We start from the raw sequence: 2,334 nt of genomic DNA, 5'->3' as shown, positions 1-2,334 counted from the left end.
GTCCAGGAAGCGGCGCAGCGAGTCCGCCACGGCCCGGACGAAGCCCTCGCGGACCTCGTCGGAGACCAGGTCGAGGGAGAGGTACGGGTTGAGGTCCTCCAGCTCGACCAGGAGCAGGCGCCCGTCCGGCGCGCGGCAGGCGTCGACCCGCTGGATCCCGTGGGCGAGCGTGTTCCAGTCGACGAAGCCCCGGGCGAACGCGAGGTCCGCGGCGCTCGGCTCGTACGGTTCCAGGACCCAGCGCCGGGCCGGGTCGGGCGTGTGGAGGGCGTACTGGAAGGCGTCGTCCACGAAGTAGAACGAGACCTCGTACCGGAAGTCGATCCGCGGCTGGACCAGCACCTCGCCCCACTCGACGCCGGCCAGCTCCCCGCGGGTGAGAAAGCGCAGGCCTATGCTGTCGGCGCCCTCCTTGGGCTTGACCGCGTAGCGCTCGGCGGCGGGCAGCCGGTCGAGGTCCTGCGGCCGGTCGACGGTGGGGATCACCGGGTGGCCCGACGCGGTCAGGTCCAGCAGGTACCGCTTCCCGGCCATGTCGCCCCGCCCGGTCAGCGGGTTGTAGACGCGTACGCCGTCGGCCAGGGCCCGGGAACGGAACCGGGCGTACTCCTCCCGGTAGTGCAGCACCGGGCCGCTGTTGCGCACCACGACCGCGTCGAAGCGGCCCATCAGGGCCCGGGCGTCGAGCGGGTGGCACAGGGCGAGGTCGAAGTGCTCCCGCAGCCGGGAGGTGAGGAGGACGTCCTCGTCGCCGTAGCGCCGGCCGCGGGCCGGGTAGGCCAGGTCGGTCACGTACAGCAGGCTGGGCCGGTCGGGCACGGGGGCTCCCTCGGTCGATGGTGAGGGAGCGAATCTACCGGCCGACCGGAATCCCGCCGTCGCCGCCGGTCGCCCGTCGCGCGGCTGTGCGTCGCCCGTGCGTCGGCTCAGGACTGGAAGGTCCATTCGTTCAGCAGGTCGAGGTTGCGGAACACCGGCGGCCCGTCGCACAGCGCCGCGGCCCGCGCGGCGAACTCCGAGGTCTCCGGGCGGTCGGAGTTCCGCATCGCCGCCTCGTGCGAGGGGAACTCCACGATGTTCAGGTACACGTTCCCGCCGTCGCGGTCACGGGTCTGCAGCGAGCGGGTCGCCAGCCGGTGTCCCGCGTTCCTCTCGACCCAGCTGTCGAGCAGGGCGTTGAACTCGTCGATCCGACTCGTCCGGTACTCGATGATCTGGATGAACCTCACGGGTCAACCTCCTCGGCTCCGCGCGGGGCAGCCGGTCGCCCCCTCCAGGGTCCCCCCGGCGCCCGCGCCCTGCCACCTCCTGGTGACGACGGGCACGGCACGCGGGGCGGGGGAGCCGGTGGGACGGGGCCGCCGCTACAGGAGGGCCAGGTGGGGCTCGACGCCGGCCCCGTCGCAGCTGGCGTCCCACAGGCGCGCGGCGAGGGCGGGATCGGTCATGTGGGCGAGGACCGGCTCCAGCTGCGGCATGCCGCGCAGGCCGAAGGCCCTGGGCCCCCACAGCTGTCCGCCGCGCACCAGCGGGTCCAGGACGGCCCGGACGATCGGCCACGCGCCGCGGTCCTTGCCCTGGAGCAGCAGCCCGGCGGGCGCGCCGCGCAGCCGGCTGCCGCGGGTCGCCGCGTGCACCCCCGCGCGGGGCGGGGTCAGCGAGTCCAGGGCGCCGCCGGGATGGGCGACCAGGCTGAGCACGGTGCTGCCGCGGGCGCGCAGGCGGCGGTCGAGCTCGAAGGCGAAGGACATCTGCGCCAGCTTCGACCGGCCGTAGGCGCGCTTGGGCCGGTAGTCCCGGGCCGACTGGAGGTCGTCCGGGTCCAGCCGCTCGGAGCGGGCCGCGAAGCTCCCCACCGTCACGATCCGGGCGGCTGGCGCCGCGGACAGCAGGGGCGCCAGTGCCCGGGTCAGCGCGACGTGCCCCAGGTGGTTGACCCCGAACATCAGCTCGTGGCCGTCCTTCGTCGTGCACCGCGGCGGATCGTCGAGCGCGACACCGGCGTTGTGGACCACCGCGTCGAGGCGGTCCAGTCCGAGCCCGTCCGCGGCGGTCCGCACGGACGCCAGGTCGGCGAGGTCCAGCCGGAGGTGGCGCAGCCGCGCGCCGGGGACGCGGGAGCGGATCGAGGCCATGGCGGCCGAGGCCTTCTCCCCGTCCCGGCTCCCCAGCACCACGACGGCGCCGGTCTCGGCGAGCTGCTCCGCGACGAAGTAGCCGATCCCGGCGTTGCCCCCGGTGACCAGGAAGGACCTGCCGGCGGCGGAGGGCAGCCGGTGGACGTCCCACGGCCGGCTCGGGTGGGTGGAGGACATGACGGTGGCTCCTTCGGCT

General features: G+C 74.7%; 3 protein-coding genes. All 3 read right to left on the bottom strand.

Annotated features, from left to right (window positions below):
- A partial coding sequence (locus ACFU6K_RS37085; protein ID WP_380670763.1) for a hypothetical protein occupies positions 1-819 on the bottom strand: 819 nt, incomplete at its 3' end.
- A gap of 107 nt (positions 820-926) precedes the next feature.
- Positions 927-1,229, bottom strand: a complete 303-nt coding sequence (locus ACFU6K_RS37080; protein ID WP_380670761.1) for a hypothetical protein — start codon at positions 1,227-1,229, stop codon at positions 927-929.
- Between the two features lie 135 nt (positions 1,230-1,364).
- Positions 1,365-2,315 (bottom strand): SDR family NAD(P)-dependent oxidoreductase, encoded by a 951-nt coding sequence (locus tag ACFU6K_RS37075; protein ID WP_380670765.1) that lies wholly within the window; start codon positions 2,313-2,315, stop codon positions 1,365-1,367.
- Positions 2,316-2,334 lie beyond the last annotated feature (19 nt).

The organism is Kitasatospora sp. NPDC057512, from assembly GCF_042802135.1.
In the GTDB taxonomy this organism is placed as follows: Bacteria; Actinomycetota; Actinomycetes; order Streptomycetales; family Streptomycetaceae; genus Kitasatospora.
Note: the sequence above shows the minus strand (reverse complement) of the source record. Positions and strands in the feature narration are given on the sequence as shown.

Coding starts and splice junctions, on each gene's coding strand:
- ACFU6K_RS37075 (WP_380670765.1), bottom strand. CDS start 2,315: ATGTCCTCCACCCACCCGAGCCGGCCGTGGGACGTCCACCGGCTGCCC.